Below are 18945 nucleotides of genomic sequence, written 5' to 3' on the forward strand. Positions count from 1 at the left end.
TGGGAAGCCTGATCCGGCACGAATGCATCCCACCTGAACCCCAGGGTTCAATTCTTACACTGTTGGGGGTTTACTTTTAACCTTCTGCTCCAGCTCTGCCTTTAAATGCGAAATTATTCCCACACAATAAGATGATGATCGGTAACCGCTTGTTGAATAAACGCATGGTAATGCGCTTCAACTTGCCGCCGCCTCACCTTCAAAGTAGGCGTTAATAAATTGTTTTCAGGTGTCCAGGGTTCCTTGACGATTAAAATATGACTGATTTTTTCATAGCTTTTTAACGTTTGATTGGTGGCATGCAAACGTACCTGCAAGTATTCTTTAATTTCTTCATGCGGTTTGCGGCGGCCCTCGTTAGTCAAGCTGACTAATAATACATTTCGAGCCAACTCACGGCCTACCAGACACACATTCTCAATTAACTCGGGTTCAAAAAATTCTTTTTCAATGGGAGTTGGAGCTATGAATTCACCTTTTAAATTTTTAAAATTCTCCGACACACGTCCTAAAATTTTCACACGGTTTTGAGCATCAATTTCGACAATATCACCGGTACGCAGCCAGCCATCCGCAGTAAACGCCTCTGCAGTTGCTTCTTCGTCTTTATAATATCCACGCATAAGACAAGGGGACTTCATAATCAACTCATTATTTTCGCCATATTTAATTTCTACCTGAAGTCTTGGTGTACCTACAAATCCAGGTTTGCGCTCATTTAGTAGGGATAGCGTCGCATAAGCAAAATTTTCTGTCTGACCATAACCTTCCTGGATAGGAATATTTATTTTGTCAAAAAACCTCAAAATAGAAACAGGCAAATGCGCCGCTCCGGAGATGTTTGCCTGACTGTTTTCCAAACCCAATTGCTGTTTTATTTTCTTTTTAATCAAACCAGAAATTATTGGGAGTTTTAATAAAATATTGAGCAATTGCGGTGAAATTTTTTGTTCAATTTTGTGCTGAAACACATCCCAAATCCGCGGCACTGCAGCAAAAATATTGGGTTTTACCGTACGTAAATTTTCCGCAAAGGCATCGAGGCTCTCAACAAATGACACATCGCTTGGAATTGCCAAACTCCCCAATTGAATCGCCGAACGCTCATATACATGTGCTAAGGGTAAATACGATAAAAGGTGATAATAGGGCAAATCAATCATGCGCCGAATATCAGTCGAAAAGATGTTAAGATAATTGGCAATTGCCTCGTGGGTATACATGGCGCCCTTGGGCGTGCCGGAAGTGCCAGACGAGTAGATAATGGTGAATAAATCGCAAGCCTTAGGCAAAATAACTTCCTGCAATGGCTCGCTTGCCAAAACAGCAGCCCATTGATAGGTAGTTTGCATGTCGGGGTGATAATCAAAACTTATGGTGCGCACATGCTCAGGGATGGAACTTCGCATGTGCGCATGATTATCAAGCTTGCCAAGGAAAACCAGCTCCACTTCCCCATGGTTTAAAACGTATTGAATGCTCGATGCATGTTGATTGGCAAAAAGTGGGATATTGACCATCCCGGCTAAACTCACTCCGAAATCGGCAATAAACCATTCAGCACAATTTTTTGATAAAATTGAGACGTGTGCACCCTTTTTAAGTCCTAAAGAGTGTAAAAACGAAGCCACCTGGCGGGCTTGGTGCATTACTTGCGCCCAGGTAAACTCATGCCAGCAACCTTCGCGGGGCTGTCTTAAATAGATTTTTTCTGCATGCTCTCTTTCGTGTTCTAATAAAAGATGAATAATAGAATGATTTAAAATCCCTTTTTTCATTGCCAACCCCGCTGTAAATAGCAGTTGTTATATCCATACCATATCAGGCAGGCTTTTAAAAAGCCAATTTAGTACGACGCTGCACTCAATCTGTCCTGTTGGTTGCAAAACTGGAAACAGCCTTTTCAATTTAATCATGGCGTCTTCGGTTGTAAACTGCCAATCGATAGCCGCCTCCTTAGCGTCTCTGTTTTTATGCCACTCAACTATTTCGTGAATGAGCATACTTTTATCTGCAACGCGTCTATTCAGGCATTCCCTGCTCAACGGAAAGTTAGCAGACTTTCATTTTCACAGGACAGATTCAGTGAAACGTCGTACTAGAGTTATAACTGATTTCCTATCATTCCATGTAGAGTTACGCAAGCACAAGGTATGTTTTTCTTAATAAGAAGCCATGGTCCAATCAATAGATTGAGGATTTATTAGAGCGAAAGGAATAGTAGATAGGTAGATTAATGCTACATAGGTTTGGTATTGAGCAATTTATCAAACTCGCCTGCCACTTGCCCGACCATTTTTTGGCGCCTGGTTTCAGCAAAGAATGCGCTGCCAGTGATTAAGAGCTTGCCCACGATAACCAAAAGGCCGATGCCTGTGGCTGCGATGAGGATGTTGGCAAGGAAGGGTTTCCAGCGGGCCCGGTGGGTGCTTAAGTCTTGATAAGTTTGCGCCAGTTGTTGTTTAAAGCTGTTTTGGATTGTTTCTATGGCTTTGTCATCTGGATTGGGGGCATTTTTCGCCGCGAAATAAAGGCAGGCAAGGTTTTCCAGTGCATCGGCGGCTGCCATGGCTTTTTCCCCTTCCAGGGTATTTTTATCGGTAGCATTTTGCATGCCTTTTTCTTGCTCTTGCTTTTTATTTTCTTTATTTTTGTTTTTAATGGTTTCGCCGTATTTTCTTAAAGCTTGCAAGCTCGTTAACAGCTCCGTAGTTTTAGGGTCTTGTCGGTTGAATAATTGCACAATCTCATCTTTTCCTGCAAGGAAGGCAAGCTCGTAGGGAGAGATGGGGATGTTTTCTTTATTGGCTTTTTGCTCCAGGAATGTCTTAATTCTTGCCTCTATTTTTGGTGGGATGGCTTCCCCAGGGGTTAAGGGGGGGGCAATAAATTCTCTTAACTGATTTTCTGAACTAAATCGCCATGCTTTATCTTTAAAATTTATATTTAACTCAAGGAGCGTTTCAACAATCGTTGGTTGATCCTGAAGAATGGCAAAAAGGTATGTGTCATTGCTTACCACTTCATATTTAACAAGTTCCAGGAAGGTTTCTTTTGAACCATGATACGCCGCCCAGACAAGAGGCGTATTGCCACCCTTATCTTTTTTTGTCATATTGACACCTTTAGCCGCCAATGCAGGTATGAGGTGCGCCTGGTTAGTTAGGGCGGCCATATTAGCTATGTTTTGTCCCAGGCTATCCTCTGCATTTAAATCGACTCCTTTAGCCGCGAGAAATTCAATTACTTCAAGTTGTCCGTCTAGGGCTGCATGGTACAGAGGTGTCAAACCATTTTTATCTTTCTTATTAAAATCAATCCCCTGAGCCATGAATTTTTCAATCAATTCTTTATGGCCTTTACCGGCAAGAATATGGGCAATGGTTCGCCCATTATCATCCTCAAGCAATAAATCCACTCCTTTTTCTTTAAAAAGGTCCAAGATAGTTTCGCTGCCCACATCAGCTGCATAGTGGATGGCGTGACGACCATTATTACTCTTTTTATCGCGGTCTATCTGTTCATCATTTAATAATTTAACTACAAGGTGCTCTTGGTTCCCCCATGCTGCATAATGAAGCGGGGTCATGCCGGATGCATCGGGTTCATTTAAATCCGCCCCTAATTGCTTAAGGGTATCCAGAGCTTTATCGTGCTCACCGAAAGCGGCTATATGGGCAGGTGTTAATCCATCTTTATCTTTTATATTAATAGGAACTCCTTGTTGCTGCAGTATTCTAATGGCTTCGCATTTACCATTTAAAGCAGCGGCATGCATGGGAGTCCTACCATTAACATTGGCCTTATGCAAATCTACCTTATGATCGGCAAGTATTTTCAGAGCTTTTGTATGGCCCTTCTCGGCAGCTAGCCAGGCAAGATTTTTTTTATACTTCCCATAGGTTTTATTGAAGTTCGCCCCTGCCTCACCAAGCTTTAAGAGAGTATCGGTATCTCCATCTTGGGCAGCGATATAAGCTAAATCAATTGCATCGGCTCCTGTTCGCTGAATCATTTCCGCGCTGAGGTTATGTGCGGATTTAAACGCAGCAAATTGTCCCTTAAATTGTGCGAGGTTCGCATGATCACCTGTAGTGAATAGCTTTACATTAAAAGGTGTATGGTATGAAAAATCAAAAGCAAGCCTTATATGGTCAGTCAACAAATCTGTGTCATTTTTTACAGCTTGAGGTGGATATTGGTTAATATCCATGAATGTCCAACCTTCTCCTGTTTTATAGGTGAGTGCGATGGCATGATTGTAATTCCCCAGCATGAAGCCGACTGTTTGTTCGGGATTTAGGTTCTGTCGACATTGATGATTGTGTATAATCTGCGATAGAAATGACATGGTGGTTTTATGCTTACAGATGATGAATGGAACAGGATTAAAGATTGCTTACCAGGTAAGTCGGGGGATCCTGGTCGGAGGGGATCAGACAACCGGCTTTTTGTAGAAGGTATAATGTGGATGGCTCGGAATCTTAGCGCAGATTTGTCCATTTCCCTCTCCCCAACCCTCTCCCGCGAAGGGCATCATCATACTATCAAAGCTCCTATCGCGGGAGAGGGGGTAGATCGAAGTGAAATAGAAAAATTTGTGCTCAATTTAAGATGAAATCTTGTCTAAAAAACTTTAGGGACGTTGCCTAATTATTTTGACTAATAATTTACTACGACCAGAAGATATTTTACCGAATGGAGTTGATAATACGACCATCAATGGAAAAACGATAAGAAAGGGTACAATTGCCGCTTTTTTAGCAAACATAGATTGTTTGGGAAATGCAAATGCGAGTGAGCAACAAAGGCAAGAAGCAATTAATATAATGAAAGAATTAGCACCAGCCGTTGTTTCTATAGGATTGCATAAGCATGTTGTATTTAAAAACAATCAGGTTGAACAAATTCTTGTTGCTGCTGAATAACTACTGGCAGAGTGGCGGAAGGGTAAAAATGCCTCGTGGAGTACTTAATTTAAACTGACCATCTTCAGTTCTTAATATTTTCTTGCTATATCCGTTGCGGCTATTTGATGTGCTGGATTTTACATGCTTTTCATAACCCAAGATGCTCATCCAGTTCAGCAGTAAGCGCTGCCTCAATTGTAATCTTGGTTAACAGTTGACTGAAATCATTTAGATCTTTTTCTGTCTTTAATGTCTTTGCCGCTTCGCGAGCAAAGGCTTCTAATGCTTCTCTATTCAGTACTATCTATCCTTAGCCTCAAAGGCTCTTGTCATAGACAGTTACACAATTTTATCTACAGTCTCATATGAGTGATGCGTATTGCTTAATTCATAAAAAAAATTAAGCAATTTTATCTTTTAATCGCCCTACTATATGTTTGGGTAGCAACAACCAATAGTGTCCTGGATTTTTCATGTGGCCAGCAATATAAGCCGCTTCTTTCCCCGGCCCCCAATATACGTCACCACGAACTGCTCCACGAATCGCACCACCTGTATCCTGGGCAACCATAAGGCGTTGGAAAGGCGCTTCTTTCTTGGCATTATCAGGGCGGGTAGTATTCAACCAAATTGGCGTGCCTATAGGAACCCATTTCAAATCCACCGCTAGCGAATAGCCCGGAGTTAAGGGAACACCTTGCGAACCTAAAGCAGCTTCTTGCTTTAAAACATTAAAAAATACAAATGATTTGTTTTTGTTTAAAACTTTATCCACTTCTTTGGGGTGTTGTTTAAAGTATTTGCGGATACGCTGCATGGAGGCATTATCCTTAGTCATCACGCCTTTATCGATTAGAACTCGAGCTATGGAAGTATAGGGAGCCCCATTTTCACCAGCATAACCCAAGAACAGATTTTTGCCGTCTGGTAATTGCACCACACCAGAACCCTCAATTTCCAAAAATTGCAAATCTACTTTATTGCTTATCCAAGCAAGTACGGGAGCTGATTTGGCGATAGCACCTTTGGAAATTTGGGCGCGAGTATAGTATGGAACTAACTTTTTACCCTGCAATCGTCCAATTAACTTACGATGGTGTTTTAAGCTTGGATCAAAAAGACCCAGATTTATAGTAATCCTATCGTTAGGCAAACCATAAATCGGGGTATTAAACTTAGCAGTTTTGGTCAAATTGCCTTCCAGGACGGGCATGTAATATCCTGTAAACAAACCGCGTACGGGCTGGTTCTCGTGAAAAAGAACAGGTGTAAACCAGGTTTCAAAAAACTCACGGGCTTCTTTATCCGTCGCAGGCTCTTTTATGGATAAAGCCTGACATGCAGAATGCCAATCTTTTGCTTTAACGTCAATGTAGGGGCTGCCCACTGATTTTTCAGGCTTTTGCTTTAAAAATGTTTTACAGGAAATTTTAAAAGCCTTGAAGGATTGCAAAGCATCAGCTGCATCCCACCCCGGCAGTTTTGCGAAGGAAAATGTCTTAAGGTGCAAGGGCTTTGCTGGCGCTGGAGAATAAAATTTCCACACCCAGAAACCGCCTACAGACAAACACAATATAATAACGCTGATATAAAGTAATTTTCTCATAACTGGACAAATTTTACACTAAACAAGATTAAAAGCAACCCAAAACTGTTTAAAGTTATTTCATTTTATCAAAAATAAAATCTAATAAATTGTTTTCCATGAAGAATTTTGGTTGAAAAATTTAGCTTATTTTGGGGCTAAATTACAAAACAGCAAACGCGAACCAGGCCAAGCATGCTTCATTAATTTTTTTTGCAATTTGAAGATCCTGTATTGCTAAACCCGTTAAATCAGCAATTGTTATTTGAGTATCGTTTGTACGACCAACGCTCTCCCCTGAAATAATCTGCCCTAACTCAACTAAATTCTCCGCTCGAATTATTTTTTTACGAACAGCATGAGCGGTATTTCCTCTCTCGACACACTGCGCCACACTATCAACAACAACCATATCCGCCACGCCGAATATGGATACATCGAGTTCTTGTTTGTCGCTCGCTCCAATAGCAGTGATATGCGTGCCAGGCTTAATATTTTTAGCAAATAAAATGGGCAATGTTGATGGGGTTGTTGTTACAATAAGATTACAAATTGCTGTTAATTTTTCCATGACCTGGGTGATCTGCACATTAAATCCTTCTTTTTGCATATCTTCCTGCAAGTGCAGAAGATTGCGATAATTTCTTCCAAAAGCCAGCACATTGCTACAAGGCATTATTGAGCGTAAGAAGGACAATTGTAATCGTGCTTGTGTGCCAGTACCAAGAATACCAATGCAATTGACTGTGCCGGGTGCAAGATATTTTGCTGCAATTGCACCAGCTATGCCAGTTCGTATATTAGTCAAGTATCCTTCATCGAGAAGAATTGTTAGCAGTTCTCCTGTTTTCTGACTAAAAAGCAGCATAAGTCCATTGTTGGAGGATAAATTGAATGCTTGATTATCATAAAATCCGGAAGCAATTTTAATCACATAGTAATCATCACCTCTAATATAACCGGACTTAATGTGTACTTCGCCGGGAGGTGTTTTAAATAACAATTCTCCAACGGGCGGAACGACGCAATTTCCTTTTGAATAGTTAACAAATCCTTCTTCAATAGCCGTCATAATATCTACAGATTTCAGGATGTTTTTTATCTCATGCAGGTTAATAATTCGCATAAGATTACTCAATGACGCATTTTAAGGTTTCTAAACTAATGTTGGCGCCGCTTAAAACTGCCACAACATTTTTATCTTTATAATGCTCAGCACACTTGAGTATTGCCGCAAATGCCATAGCGGCAGCCCCCTCAATTAAGAGATGCTGAGTTTTAATGATCGCTAATATTGCCCGTTGAATTTCACGCTCAGAGACTAAAATAAAATCATCTACATACGTGTTGCATAAGTCAAAAGTCATTGAATTAGGCTCTATTCCTCCAGCTGTTGCGTCTGAAAGGGTCTGCAATGTGGTCATGGAAATAATTTTTCCTGCCTTGATGGATGCAGACATAACAGGAGAGTTTTCTGGCAGGCAGCCGATTATCTTTGTTTTAGGGGAAACAGCTTTTATGTATCCGGCAATCCCTGCAATTAAGCCACCACCACCGACAGGTACAAAGACTACATCAACAGAATCTAATTGACGCAGAATTTCCAGGCCAATGGTACCTTGGCCACCAATGACTTGGGGATGATTATAAGGTGAAATATAGGACATGCCTTGATGCTTTGCATAATCTAATGCATAAAGCTCTGTTTCTACACTATCAGTTCCATGAAATTTAAGAGGAATGTTGTAATTACGAATATTTTCAACTTTGGTAAGGGAGACATTTTCAGGAACAAAAATAATACCAGGAATATTTAATTTACTTAGACTATAGGCAATTGCAGCCCCATGATTCCCAGTTGAAGCGACCACAACTCCTTTCTCTTTTTGTGTTTTTGTTAAAGATAATAAGGCGTTAAATGCCCCGCGAACTTTAAAAGACCCTGTATGCTGTAAATTTTCATGCTTTAAATAGAGGTTTAAGTTTGTGATTTTGCTAAGAGGTAAGGAAAAATCCAGAGGCGTTTCACGCACAGATAAACGGATTCTTTTTTCAGCGTGCAGTACTTCACTGTGGATATCTAACATTTACAATCCTTAATTACGATTCTAAACAGCCTAAATAGTTATAAATAGTGGCCCGTGATACATTGAGAATCTCAGCAATATACTGTGCTGAATTCTTCCCAGAAAAAGCACCTACCCTATGCAGGTGAATTACCAATGCTTTTTTTTCTTTTCTATTTAAAGTATCAAATGTTAATTTTGATCCCTCCTCGATTAGCCGTACACCTTGTTTAAGAGATATAATCTCATCAACAAGGAGTAGCAATGGTCAGAAGTATCTACACAAAAGAGTTCAAAGTTAAAGCAATTGAATTTCTAGAGCAAAGTAATAAGCCATTAAGACAAGTAGCGAGAGAGCTTATCATACTTTGAAAGTGGAGACCATTTATGGGATGACTTATAAAACCAGAAAGGAGGCTCAATTAGCTCTATTCGATTATATTGAGGTGTTTTACAATCGCAAACGCATCCATTCAACTTTAGGGTTTCAGACCCCTAGCAAATTTGGCATGGTTGCATAAAGTGGGTGTCCGGTTTTTCGAGGTAGGATCACTTGGATAATTTCTCTGAAATCTCTGGAGATATAATTTTTGCAGGCGGACATGGTGAAGTAATCATTCGTGGTAATTCTAAAATTGGTGGGAAGGTCGTTGGTGGAAAAATATTATTTAAATAAGTATCCGTATCGGATGTACGTGCAGGGCAAGCAAGACCATTGCATAGCTGTTTTCCGATCGTTTATTTGGATGGTATTGTTGTTAAAGTAAAGACGGATAAAGGCATTATTAACAAGTGCGTCTATTTAACGTTAGGTGTTTAATACAGACGGCTACAAGGAGCTTCTGGGCATGTGGATTAGTCAAAATGAAGGGGCTAAATTTTGGCTTAATGTACTCACGATAAAAAAATCGTGGCCTAGATGAGATATTTATTGCATGTATTGATGGACTTACTGGCTTCCCGAAGCCATTGAAATTGATTATGCAAAAATTCATAGGATTTCTAGCGTTCATATGGATTTTTACAAGCCCTATATGTCACATCCAAACAGCTACATTCTGCATGGCACTAAATTCTGTTATAAGTTTGTTGGAAGCCGCTTTGATTCATTAATCGATGAGTTTTAGAGTAAATAATAATCTTTATTATTCAGTGGCAGCTATGAGAATCATGAACAAGTGGCTCTAATTTATTAAGCAATGCCAATGCTGCAAAACGCCCCATTTCTTCCTGCGGATAAAAATCCATGGCGACTGCGAAGCCAATATGCTCCTCTGGGGGTAAAGTTAATTTTTTAGACAAAACAGCCTTAACCTTATTAATCATCGCTTGCATTGCTACATCATCAATTGATGTGAAGTGTAATTTGCGGCTCGATATCATTTCTTTTAACGTAACATGCAACGCATATTTCAACATTTCCATAGCATAAGCAATGATAGGATTTTCATTATTAAGGTGCAGTGGGTTAGGGTTTATCTCATTATATAAATGAGTAAATTCATAGTCATCTGCGGAAAAATCACCGGTAACTAGATCATTTTGTGAGGCATGGATAGATTGGCATCTGAAGAAGAAAAAAGTGATATTTTCTTCGTTCAGCGCCGTTATTTTAATACAACCTTGGAACACAAAAGGTTCTTTCCATACAGCAACCAACACAAGAGTTTCTACATTAATCATATGCTTCTCTGAATAAGATACGCTGCGTAAGCTGTTTTATGTTGTAGGAAAATTTAGCTTTTCATACAACCCATGCAACCATCACTTTCGCACCAAACGTTTATCCATGAATAAACGTTAAGATTACTTACCCGGACAAGCCTTAAAACAACCGGTCTGGTGATCATCCACCATACCGACTGCCTGCATGTAAGCATAGATTATCGTGGAACCGACAAAACTCATCCCGCGTTTTTTCAAGTCTTTGGAAATAGCATCGGAGATTGAAGTACGGGTGGGCACATCCTGCAAACTGACATAGCGATTTATCAGCGGATTGCCGTCTACGAAAGCCCATAAATAGGCAGAAAAAGAACCAAATTCTTGTTGCATGGAGTGGAATATCCGTGCATTTTTACGCGCAGAAAATACTTTTAACCTATTACGGATAATGTCTGCGTTATTTAAAATACTCTCTAATTCTGCATCAGACATTTCCGATACTTTTACTACATCAAAATCCTTAAATGCTGCACGGTATCCCGCGCGCCTTTTCAGTATGGTGTACCAGCTCAAACCGGCTTGTGCGCCCTCAAGAATAAGCATTTCAAAAAGCCGCTTATCATCATGCACGGGCACTCCCCATTCTGTATCGTGATAACAGACATAATCAGGCTTATCCAATGGCACCCAATCGCATCGCTTCCTATCAATAGCCTTTAAAGGTTTTTCCATACATCATTCTCCAAATACATCACCACCCTACAACCTAGGATGGCGGGTTCATTAGCAAGGGATTTTATATGCGAAACCATGAGCAAATATCACAATAATCCCGCGGGTGACGCATAACATTGCCCGCTCAACCAATGACGGACACTAAACAATTTTTATTGCGCAAAAGAAGCCCCAGCTACTCTTTTGGCAAATATACCGCGCTTTTTGAACTGGCTCCGCTATTTCACAAGGGTAAGAACAGCTGCCATCCTTCAATCCATATTGAAAAAACAAATAGGAATTAATTTGTTACAGGATTTAAGATCCATTCATGATCTTCATCCGGGACAAATACAGTCGTAGCGGTTGTACCCCCACCTGTATAAACCAGCCAGCCATGAGGTACGCTTAGCCGATAAAGACCGACTCCCCATGCAGGGCTTGGTATCGCTTCCCATGGGCTGCTTACTACTTCTGATGAGGGTGACTTGGAAAAAGACAACGAGGGCAAGATAAGCAGAATAGCCAATATTTTTTTCATAAAGTTCATTTAAAAATAAAACTTGGCGACGATTATATCGGAGTGGAAATAGGATTCAACATCAGCAAAAATTTACTCAAGCCAATTGTCTTTCTTCCCTGCCAGGTATCCGGAATATGCTTTTAATCAATGGGAGCATACGAATTTCTTTTCAATTTAAGTTGCTCACTTTTTACTTGTTCATTTATTTCAACGCGGATAAGATAATTTTCAGAGTATGAATTAAACGGCGCTCCTGCTCTTACCTGTTCATCCTCCCATTTCAAGGCTGAAATCTTTAATGATAGGGAAATTATTCATCCATATGTTAAAACTCTTCACCATCATGTCCTGCTTATTGCTCAGCGCCTGTATGGTGGGTCCTGATTATAAAGAGCCTAGAAAAAAAATTGCTGGCACATGGCTTCCTGACAAACCGGTCTTTAAAGGGAAACCTCTTCATAATGCCGATTGGTGGAAAACTTTTAAAGACCCCACCCTCACCGCTTTAATCCATAATGGCTATCACAATAATCTATCTTTACAAATTGCAGGAGTGCGGGTTTTACAAGCCCGCGCGAAACTTGCGCAATCCGTTGGGCAACTGTATCCACAACAGCAAGCGTTGATTGGCAATTATACGTATAACCGCATTGGTGGCGGCATGTTGCAAGATGTAATTCCCTCTACTTTTGATACGGCATCTCTGGGCTTTACCGCAAGTTGGGAACTGGATTTTTGGGGAAAATACCGCCGGGCTATTCAAGCCAATGATGCTTCTTTTTTAGCATCCGTTGCGGCTTATGACAATGCCCTGGTCAGCCTCACGGCAGATATCGCAAGTAGCTATGTTAAAATTAGAACGAATGAGCAACTGATTCGGATAACGAGACAAAACCTTGAATTGCAAACTATTTCCTTGCAAATTGCCAAATCACGGTATAAAGGCGGGCAAACCAGTTTATTGGACGTTGAACAAGCTGAAACACAATTAGCTGAAACGCAATCTACCTTGCCGACTTTACTTAGCGATCTTCGCATACAAAAAGATAAGCTTGGGGTTTTGTTGGGTATTACCCCGGATGCTGTGGATAAGCTTTTAGTAAAAAGCCAAGGTATTCCCAAAACCCCAGCCATGGCGGCGGTAGGCATACCCAGAGAAACTCTGGCACAACGCCCAGACATTTACCAAGCCCGCATGGAAGCTATAGCTCAATCAGCCAACATTGGCGTAGTAAAAGCGAGCCTTTACCCAGCTTTTACTCTTGCCGGGACTTTTGTGTTTGCTGCCAACAATATTGATAATAATTCTCTAAGCGATATGTTCAACTGGTCAAATCGCGCGATTACCGCAGGCCCATCTGTTACCTGGCCATTATTGAATTACGGTCAAATTACCAATGCGGTACGCATGCAAGATGCTGCATTTCAACAAGCTTTGTTAAATTACCTGCAGGCAGTCTTAAAAGCACAACAAGAAGTACAAGATAACATCACCCGTTACATCGAAGGACGAAAGACAGAAGCTTATCTCATTAAGGCCAGTCAGTCTGCCACGCAGTCAACCAAACTAGCTTTAATCCGTTATCGTCAAGGAGAAGCGACCTATACCACAGTAGTTGATGTTGAGCGGCAAGAGTTAAGAGTGCAAAGTTCACTTATCAATGCTCGCGGAGAAGTCGCCCAGGCACTCATAGCGCTTTACCGTGCCTTGGGAGGGGGCTGGCAAATTCGCTGTGGCAAGGATGTTATACCGCAACAGGTTAAGGCCGAGATGGCTGCGCGGACAAATTGGGGTAATTTACTGGAACCGCAACATCATCTACCACCGGTTACAAGTTCGCAAAAAATAAAGCAATTGTATTTACCTAATTGGTGAAGCCATGAATTTTAATAAAAAATTGACATTGAAAACGACAGCCGTCATTGGGGTCATCGTGTTGCTGGCGATTTATTTTATGCTTCACCCCAGAAATAAAAATATTGCGCCAACACCCCCTACTGCGGTCGTGGTTGTCAAGAAACCACAATGGCTTAAGCGCACAGAATACATTACCCAAACCGGGAACACCGTGGCTTTTAATTCAGTAAATTTAGTCGCCCGCGTGGAAGGATATTTGGAAGAAGTTAAATTCGTGGATGGAGCAGCGGTTAAAAAAGGCCAAGAATTATTCATCATTGAACAAGAACCCTACAAACAAAAACTGGAAGAAGCGCAAGCGTCAGTCGCAGCGCAAAAAGCAGCATATGCTTATGCCAAAGCTGAATACGAGCGGCAACGCCAAATGTATAAGGAGAATGCAACGTCGCTTAAAAACGTGGAAAAATGGGAAGCTAAAAGCGAAGAATCAAAAGCTGAAGTAGCAAAAGCCGAAGCCAATGCAGAAGTGGCGGCCATCAATTATAGTTATACGCGCATCACCGCACCGTTTGACGGAAGAATTGGCCGGCATCTCATTGACCCTGGAAATTTGGTCGGGCATGGCGAAACGACGAATTTAGCTGTTATCGAACAAATAGACCCGATCTATGTATATTTTAATTTAAATGAACTGGATTTAATTAAGCTGCGCGAAGCGGCGAAAGCCCACGGATTTAAGCCTGCAGAAATTACTAAAATTCCCGTGTATGTAGGCATGCAAAATGAAGCCAATTTTCCCCATCAAGGAAAACTGGATTTCGTAAACACAGGTCTTAATTCCTCTACAGGGACCATTGAATTCCGTGCCTTATTAACGAATAAAAATTATCCTCTTTTGCCAGGTCTTTTTGTGCAGGTGCGAATACCGATTACCAAACCCATGCCACAGTTAACGATACCGGATACGGCTATCCAATATGACCAAATTGGGCCTTATGTGCTCACGGTTAACCAAAACCATGAAGTAATCATGAAACGTGTGGTTTTGGGCAATCTGGATCAGGGAGTGCGCGCCATTTCAAAAGGATTGAACGCCGAGGATAATGTCATTGTGGACGGCATACAAAATGCCGTGCCTGGTTATCCTGTCACACCTAAAACCCAAGCAGAATAAGCCAATACTATGAATGTGGGATAACTGGAAATGATTTCTAAATTTTTTATTGAACGGCCCATACTGGCAAACGTCATCGCCTTGTTACTGGTTTTTCTGGGAGCAATAGCAATCTGGGTTTTACCGGTAGCGCAATATCCAGCCATCGTACCACCCACTATTCAAGTCACCACGACTTATCCGGGTGCAGATGCCAAAACACTCATCAATACCGTAGCTCTTCCCATTGAGCAACAAGTCAATGGGGTTGAGAACATGTTATACATGCAGTCAACCAGTACGAATAGCGGCAACTATAACCTAATTGTAACCTTTGCTATCGGCACCGATTTAAATTTCGCGCAAGTCTTGGTGCAAAATCGGGTGCAAGCTGCCATGGCACAACTACCTGTACCAGTACAAAAACAGGGAGTTTTGGTGCAACAAAAATCAACCGCCATTTTACAATTTATTACCCTCACCGCAGAACATGACGAATATGATGGCTTGTTTTTAAACAGTTACGCAACGATCAACATGCAAGACGAACTGGCGCGCCTTCCTGGTGTGGGGAATGTGGTTATCTTCGGCTCGGGCAATTATGCGATGCGCGTCTGGCTTGACCCAAAGAAAATGTATGCTTTTTCACTAAATCCAAGCGATGTATTAAATGCAATCAGTAAGCAAAACAAGGAAGTTTCCGCTGGCCAAATTTCCGCCCCTCCTACAGTAGGCACCCCATCCTATCAATTGACAGTCAATGTGCCGGGCCAGCTCGCTAACCCGGAACAATTCGGCAATATTATTGTCAAAACGATTGAAACAGGCCCAAACGAGCAAGCCAATGCCAGCAGCAGTGCGCAAATCGTGCGCATCAAAGACATTGGGCGCGTTGAGCTAGGCTCTTCCAGTTATAGTCAGCTGGCAAAATTGAATGGAAAGCCTACGGCAGCCATTGGCATTTTCCAGCTACCGGGTGCCAATGCATTGCAAGTGGCACAAGAAGTGCGAAAAACAGTCGCCAAAATGGCTAAAAAATTTCCACCTGGAATGCAGTATTCCATTCCCTTTGACACCACCATGTTTGTTAAAGCTTCGGTAGATGAAGTGTATAAAACCTTATTTGAGGCAGGAATTCTAGTCTTATTAGTTATTGTGGTTTTCCTGCAAAATTTCCGGGCTACCCTGGTACCAGCAACCACAGTTCCTGTCACCATCATTGGCACATTTTTTGCCATGATGCTCATGGGTTATAGCATTAATTTACTCACCCTGTTTGCTTTGGTATTGGCAATCGGCATTGTGGTTGATGATGCCATTGTGATTGTGGAAGGAGTCACTCAACACATAGAACGCGGCATTCCTCCCAAAGAAGCTTCTATTTTGGCAATGAGAGAATTATTTGGCCCCATCATCGGGATTACTCTGGTATTGATGGCCGTATTTGTACCTGCGGGATTCATGCCTGGTTTAACGGGAGCCATGTATGCACAATTTGCGTTAATTATTGCAGCCACGGCACTCATCAGTGCGATCAATGCGATGACGCTAAAACCCACTCAATGCGCACTATGGCTGAAACCATTTGATGCGAACAAACCAAAAAATATTTTTTTCAAGACATTTGACAGAATTTACAACCCGCTCGAAGCTCGATACGTACGTTTTATCGACCGCCTCGTCCATCGCAGTTTTCAGGCAGGAATAATCGGAGCCATTTTAATAGCGCTTGCTATTTTTGGGTTAACCCGCATTCCTACTGGTTTTATACCTATGGAAGATCAGGGATATTTAATTATGAATGTATTATTGCCTGATGGAGCCACCTTAAACCGCACTGAAAAAATTCTAGATGAATTGCATAAAAAAGTAGCTGCAATACCAGGAGTCGAAAACGTAATTGCCATCGATGGGATTTCTCTTCTTGATAACAATTCAAGTCTGGCTAATGCGGGTGTTTTATATGTGATATTTAAAGATTGGAGCTTACGAGGTAAGGGGGAAGATTTGCAATCGCTTTACACAAAGTTAAACGATATTGCGCTTCATACCTTGAATGCAAAAGTATTAGTGGTTGTTCCACCCCCTATCCAAGGCTTGGGATTATCGGGAGGCTTTCAAATGCAAGTTGAATTGCAAGATGGAAGTTTCAACTATCAAAAACTGCAGCAAATTACCGATAAAATGATTAACGTCGGTAATGAGCAACCTGCTTTGCAAAGACTGATGACTTCTTTCCGTGCTTCTGTGCCGCAAGTAGCGGCGCCCTTTGATCGTTTAAAAGCGGAAGCATTAGGCGTACGCATTGGTGACGCGTTTGACACGCTGCAGACTTTTCTAGGCTCTTCTTATGTGAACCTTTTCACTAAATTTGGACAAGTCTTTCAAGTGTACGTGCAAGCCGATGCTTCGTCGCGCACCAGCATCGAAGACATCCGTAACTATTATGTAAAAAATCAAGCTGGCGCCATGGTACCTCTCGGTACCTTAACAGATATTAAGCCGGATGTGGGTCCTGCGATTATCTCACTTTATAATTTGTATCCTTCCAGCAACATTACCGGTGTAGCTGCTGCAGGGTATAGTTCAGGGCAAGCCATGCAAACCATGGAGGAGCTCGCCAAGAAAGTACTGCCACCCGGATTATCCTATGAATGGACAAGTACGGCGTATCAGGAAAAAATTGCCGGAAACATGAGTTATTTTATTTTTTTTCTTTCCCTGATTTTGGTTTATTTAATTTTAGCAGGTCAATATGAAAACTGGCTTACACCTGCCTCAATCATTTTAAGCGTGCCGCTGACTTTAATCGGTACGGTTTTGGCCTTATCAAGCCTTGGACTTGCTAATAATATGTATACCCAGATTGGTTTGCTATTGTTAATTGCACTGGCTGCGAAAAATGCCATTTTAATTGTTGAAATGGCAAATGAACAACGGCAAATACACAATAAAAGCATTCTTGAAGCTGCTGTCATTGGCGCCAAAACGCGTTTTCGCCCCATCCTTATGACTTCTTTTGCATTTATTATGGGTGTACTGCCATTAGTGTTTGCCACAGGAGCAGGGGCGAATGCGCGCCGCTCAATTGGTATTGCAGTATGCAGTGGCATGCTGGCTTCCACCTGCCTTGCGGTTGTATTTGTTCCTATCTTTTACGTTATATTAAAAAGCTGGCAGGAAAAACATCATGCAAAAAAAAGTAAGAGTACTACAGAGAGCATAACTCTTAGACATTAAGTTCAAAGCGGAAGATGAGCTAGTTACTTAGTCTTCCTGTTAACCAATCACTATAGGTGAGCCATGGGTAAATTCTTAGGGTTACATGAAATCTTAGATTATGACCTTTATCTCCGCGGGATATTCATTACATTGTATGCCATTGTTATTTTCAGAATGAATTTATCCAGACTGTATGGTAATCATACTCCTTTGGATTTCATCATTTACATTATTTTAGGAGCGATATTAGGCGAGGCGATCGTTAACAACCTCCCACTTTTGCCCTCTATCCTAGTATGCAGCTTGATTGTTCTACTTTATCGGGCGCTAGCCTACATTACTTATAAAAGTCATACAATCGGCAAATACATTAAAGGCGACAAAGTTCCCATTATTCGTGATGGCAAATACATAAAAAAGAATTTGCAATGCTGCCGAATTACCCCAAACGATATCCTGCAAGCGTTAAGACTTCAGTATGGAATAAACACTATTAAATCAGTTAAGCATGCCATGCTCGAACGCGGAGGCCAAATTTCTTTTCAAATGAAGCCTACCTCGCATAAAAAATCTAACTCAACCGCTAAATAATTCACCCACATGAATTAAACATAAATTTGAAGGGAAAAAATTGACTACTATTTTTGCAATGGTTGAATATACTGGCATCAAATATGAGCGTTTGCTTAAAAAGCTGACCCAACCCTTGCAACACTTTGAGATTAATTGTTTTTGCTATCAATTTGTCTCTCCTAATGGTGCCTTGACGTGGTCAATGAGGGCACCCCAGTTTAAGCAGCATTCTTTGATTCTTAAGCCCCTATATTCAAATTCAAATTGATTTGGAAATTTTCTGATTCATGCTCCTTTATCCAGCGAGTAAGCATATTGGCATTAATCGATAGGCTATGGGCTGCTATCTCCAGTTAAGTTAATTACCTCTTAACTGGTATGTCCAAATCCATTTGACCACGCCAGCTCCCAGAAGCGGGAGATTAGGTTTAGTTTTAGGTTTTATATGCTAAAGCAGATTATTGAACAGCTTAAATATTTTGTCATACATTTATAAATGCTACATATTTTATAACATAATTATTTTTCAAATTGTACTATTTTCACCAATTCTTCCCGTAGGGCAAGAATGCAACAATTTTGGATGAATAATGATGTAAAAATGGAAAAAAGGGCACATATCATCTAAATTCCTTTTACTCAGTTCTTTTCTTGTTGCATATAAATTTTCCAGGGA

Annotated in this window: 17 protein-coding genes and 2 pseudogenes; 10 read left to right on the forward strand and 9 right to left on the reverse strand. The window is 41.1% G+C overall.

The features are described from left to right. Positions 1–113: 113 nt before the first annotated feature. Together NKV53_RS01060 and NKV53_RS01065 are read right to left on the reverse strand one after the other, a co-directional pair. Positions 114–1778 carry an AMP-binding protein gene (locus NKV53_RS01060; RefSeq protein WP_126954160.1) on the reverse strand — a complete coding sequence of 555 codons (1665 nt, stop codon included), beginning with the start codon at positions 1776–1778 and terminating at the stop codon, positions 114–116. A 461-nt stretch (positions 1779–2239) separates the two neighbouring features. Next, the gene (locus NKV53_RS01065; RefSeq protein WP_253350559.1) at positions 2240–4276 is read right to left on the reverse strand and encodes an ankyrin repeat domain-containing protein; all 2037 of its coding nucleotides are present in this window, start codon (positions 4274–4276) and stop codon (positions 2240–2242) included. A gap of 84 nt (positions 4277–4360) precedes the next feature. On the opposite strand from NKV53_RS01065, the pseudogene NKV53_RS01070 reads away from it, so the two are divergent. The 3 genes and pseudogenes from NKV53_RS01070 to NKV53_RS01080 form a co-directional block, all read left to right on the forward strand. Next, positions 4361–4483 (forward strand): annotated as a pseudogene (locus NKV53_RS01070) (transposase); the annotation flags it as partial. Then, on the forward strand, positions 4472–4618 hold the full coding sequence (locus tag NKV53_RS01075) for a hypothetical protein (RefSeq protein ID WP_253350816.1): 147 nt from the start codon (positions 4472–4474) through the stop codon (positions 4616–4618). The pseudogene NKV53_RS01070 and the gene NKV53_RS01075, both read left to right, overlap by 12 nt. Positions 4619–4658: 40 nt before the next feature. Further along, a complete protein-coding gene (locus tag NKV53_RS01080; protein ID WP_253350561.1) occupies positions 4659–4928 on the forward strand; it encodes a hypothetical protein in 270 nt (89 codons plus the stop codon). 382 nt (positions 4929–5310) lie between these two features. Here the strand turns inward: NKV53_RS01080 and NKV53_RS01085 are convergent, their stop codons facing one another. From NKV53_RS01085 to NKV53_RS11965, 4 genes are all read right to left on the reverse strand, one after another. Further along, the gene (locus NKV53_RS01085) at positions 5311–6516 is read right to left on the reverse strand and encodes a murein transglycosylase A (RefSeq protein ID WP_126954892.1); all 1206 of its coding nucleotides are present in this window, start codon (positions 6514–6516) and stop codon (positions 5311–5313) included. A 142-nt stretch (positions 6517–6658) separates the two neighbouring features. After that, positions 6659–7621, reverse strand: coding sequence for a hypothetical protein (locus tag NKV53_RS01090; RefSeq protein WP_253350563.1), 963 nt, complete (start codon positions 7619–7621; stop codon positions 6659–6661). Between the two features lie 4 nt (positions 7622–7625). Then, positions 7626–8582 carry a threonine/serine dehydratase gene (locus NKV53_RS01095; RefSeq protein WP_253350564.1) on the reverse strand — a complete coding sequence of 319 codons (957 nt, stop codon included), beginning with the start codon at positions 8580–8582 and terminating at the stop codon, positions 7626–7628. Positions 8583–8595: 13 nt separating this feature from the next. Then, on the reverse strand, positions 8596–8826 hold the full coding sequence (locus NKV53_RS11965) for a helix-turn-helix domain-containing protein (protein WP_371923148.1): 231 nt from the start codon (positions 8824–8826) through the stop codon (positions 8596–8598). 70 nt (positions 8827–8896) lie between these two features. On the opposite strand from NKV53_RS11965, the gene NKV53_RS11970 reads away from it, so the two are divergent. From NKV53_RS11970 to NKV53_RS01100, 3 genes and pseudogenes are all read left to right on the forward strand, one after another. Continuing rightward, entirely contained in the window at positions 8897–9082 is a 186-nt protein-coding gene (locus NKV53_RS11970; RefSeq protein WP_371923163.1) for an IS3 family transposase, read from the forward strand. 32 nt (positions 9083–9114) lie between these two features. Then, positions 9115–9237 carry a hypothetical protein gene (locus NKV53_RS11860; RefSeq protein ID WP_256478708.1) on the forward strand — a complete coding sequence of 41 codons (123 nt, stop codon included), beginning with the start codon at positions 9115–9117 and terminating at the stop codon, positions 9235–9237. 27 nt (positions 9238–9264) lie between these two features. Continuing rightward, positions 9265–9542: pseudogene (locus NKV53_RS01100) on the forward strand (transposase); the annotation flags it as partial. A 168-nt stretch (positions 9543–9710) separates the two neighbouring features. On the opposite strand, the gene NKV53_RS01105 reads toward NKV53_RS01100, so the two are convergent. The 3 genes from NKV53_RS01105 to NKV53_RS01115 all read right to left on the reverse strand — a co-directional run bounded on the left by NKV53_RS01105 (position 9711) and on the right by NKV53_RS01115 (position 11481). Beyond that, on the reverse strand, positions 9711–10244 hold the full coding sequence (locus NKV53_RS01105) for a hypothetical protein (RefSeq protein ID WP_127032828.1): 534 nt from the start codon (positions 10242–10244) through the stop codon (positions 9711–9713). Between the two features lie 123 nt (positions 10245–10367). After that, positions 10368–10958: a DNA-3-methyladenine glycosylase I gene (locus NKV53_RS01110; protein ID WP_127032826.1), complete on the reverse strand. Its 591-nt coding sequence runs from the start codon at positions 10956–10958 to the stop codon at positions 10368–10370. A 283-nt stretch (positions 10959–11241) separates the two neighbouring features. Continuing rightward, positions 11242–11481 carry a hypothetical protein gene (locus NKV53_RS01115; RefSeq protein WP_126953660.1) on the reverse strand — a complete coding sequence of 80 codons (240 nt, stop codon included), beginning with the start codon at positions 11479–11481 and terminating at the stop codon, positions 11242–11244. Between the two features lie 304 nt (positions 11482–11785). On the opposite strand from NKV53_RS01115, the gene NKV53_RS01120 reads away from it, so the two are divergent. The 4 genes from NKV53_RS01120 to NKV53_RS01135 all read left to right on the forward strand — a co-directional run bounded on the left by NKV53_RS01120 (position 11786) and on the right by NKV53_RS01135 (position 18287). Then, on the forward strand, positions 11786–13339 hold the full coding sequence (locus NKV53_RS01120) for an efflux transporter outer membrane subunit (protein WP_127032839.1): 1554 nt from the start codon (positions 11786–11788) through the stop codon (positions 13337–13339). A 4-nt stretch (positions 13340–13343) separates the two neighbouring features. After that, entirely contained in the window at positions 13344–14495 is a 1152-nt protein-coding gene (locus tag NKV53_RS01125; protein ID WP_126953659.1) for an efflux RND transporter periplasmic adaptor subunit, read from the forward strand. Between the two features lie 30 nt (positions 14496–14525). Further along, positions 14526–17714 (forward strand): efflux RND transporter permease subunit, encoded by a 3189-nt coding sequence (locus NKV53_RS01130; protein WP_127057297.1) that lies wholly within the window; start codon positions 14526–14528, stop codon positions 17712–17714. Between the two features lie 156 nt (positions 17715–17870). Beyond that, positions 17871–18287 (forward strand): DUF421 domain-containing protein, encoded by a 417-nt coding sequence (locus tag NKV53_RS01135; RefSeq protein WP_233588845.1) that lies wholly within the window; start codon positions 17871–17873, stop codon positions 18285–18287. Positions 18288–18945: the final 658 nt, after the last annotated feature.

The sequence above is a fragment of the Legionella sp. 27cVA30 genome, from assembly GCF_024160945.1.
Classification (GTDB): Bacteria; Pseudomonadota; Gammaproteobacteria; order Legionellales; family Legionellaceae; genus Legionella_A; species Legionella_A septentrionalis.

Coding starts and splice junctions, on each gene's coding strand:
- NKV53_RS01060 (WP_126954160.1), bottom strand. CDS start 1,778: ATGAAAAAAGGGATTTTAAATCATTCTATTATTCATCTTTTATTAGAA.
- NKV53_RS01065 (WP_253350559.1), bottom strand. CDS start 4,276: ATGCTGGGGAATTACAATCATGCCATCGCACTCACCTATAAAACAGGA.
- NKV53_RS01075 (WP_253350816.1), top strand. CDS start 4,472: ATGGCTCGGAATCTTAGCGCAGATTTGTCCATTTCCCTCTCCCCAACC.
- NKV53_RS01085 (WP_126954892.1), bottom strand. CDS start 6,516: ATGAGAAAATTACTTTATATCAGCGTTATTATATTGTGTTTGTCTGTA.
- NKV53_RS01090 (WP_253350563.1), bottom strand. CDS start 7,621: ATGCGAATTATTAACCTGCATGAGATAAAAAACATCCTGAAATCTGTA.
- NKV53_RS01095 (WP_253350564.1), bottom strand. CDS start 8,582: ATGTTAGATATCCACAGTGAAGTACTGCACGCTGAAAAAAGAATCCGT.
- NKV53_RS01105 (WP_127032828.1), bottom strand. CDS start 10,244: ATGATTAATGTAGAAACTCTTGTGTTGGTTGCTGTATGGAAAGAACCT.
- NKV53_RS01110 (WP_127032826.1), bottom strand. CDS start 10,958: ATGGAAAAACCTTTAAAGGCTATTGATAGGAAGCGATGCGATTGGGTG.
- NKV53_RS01115 (WP_126953660.1), bottom strand. CDS start 11,481: ATGAAAAAAATATTGGCTATTCTGCTTATCTTGCCCTCGTTGTCTTTT.
- NKV53_RS01120 (WP_127032839.1), top strand. CDS start 11,786: ATGTTAAAACTCTTCACCATCATGTCCTGCTTATTGCTCAGCGCCTGT.
- NKV53_RS01125 (WP_126953659.1), top strand. CDS start 13,344: ATGAATTTTAATAAAAAATTGACATTGAAAACGACAGCCGTCATTGGG.
- NKV53_RS01130 (WP_127057297.1), top strand. CDS start 14,526: ATGATTTCTAAATTTTTTATTGAACGGCCCATACTGGCAAACGTCATC.
- NKV53_RS01135 (WP_233588845.1), top strand. CDS start 17,871: ATGAATTTATCCAGACTGTATGGTAATCATACTCCTTTGGATTTCATC.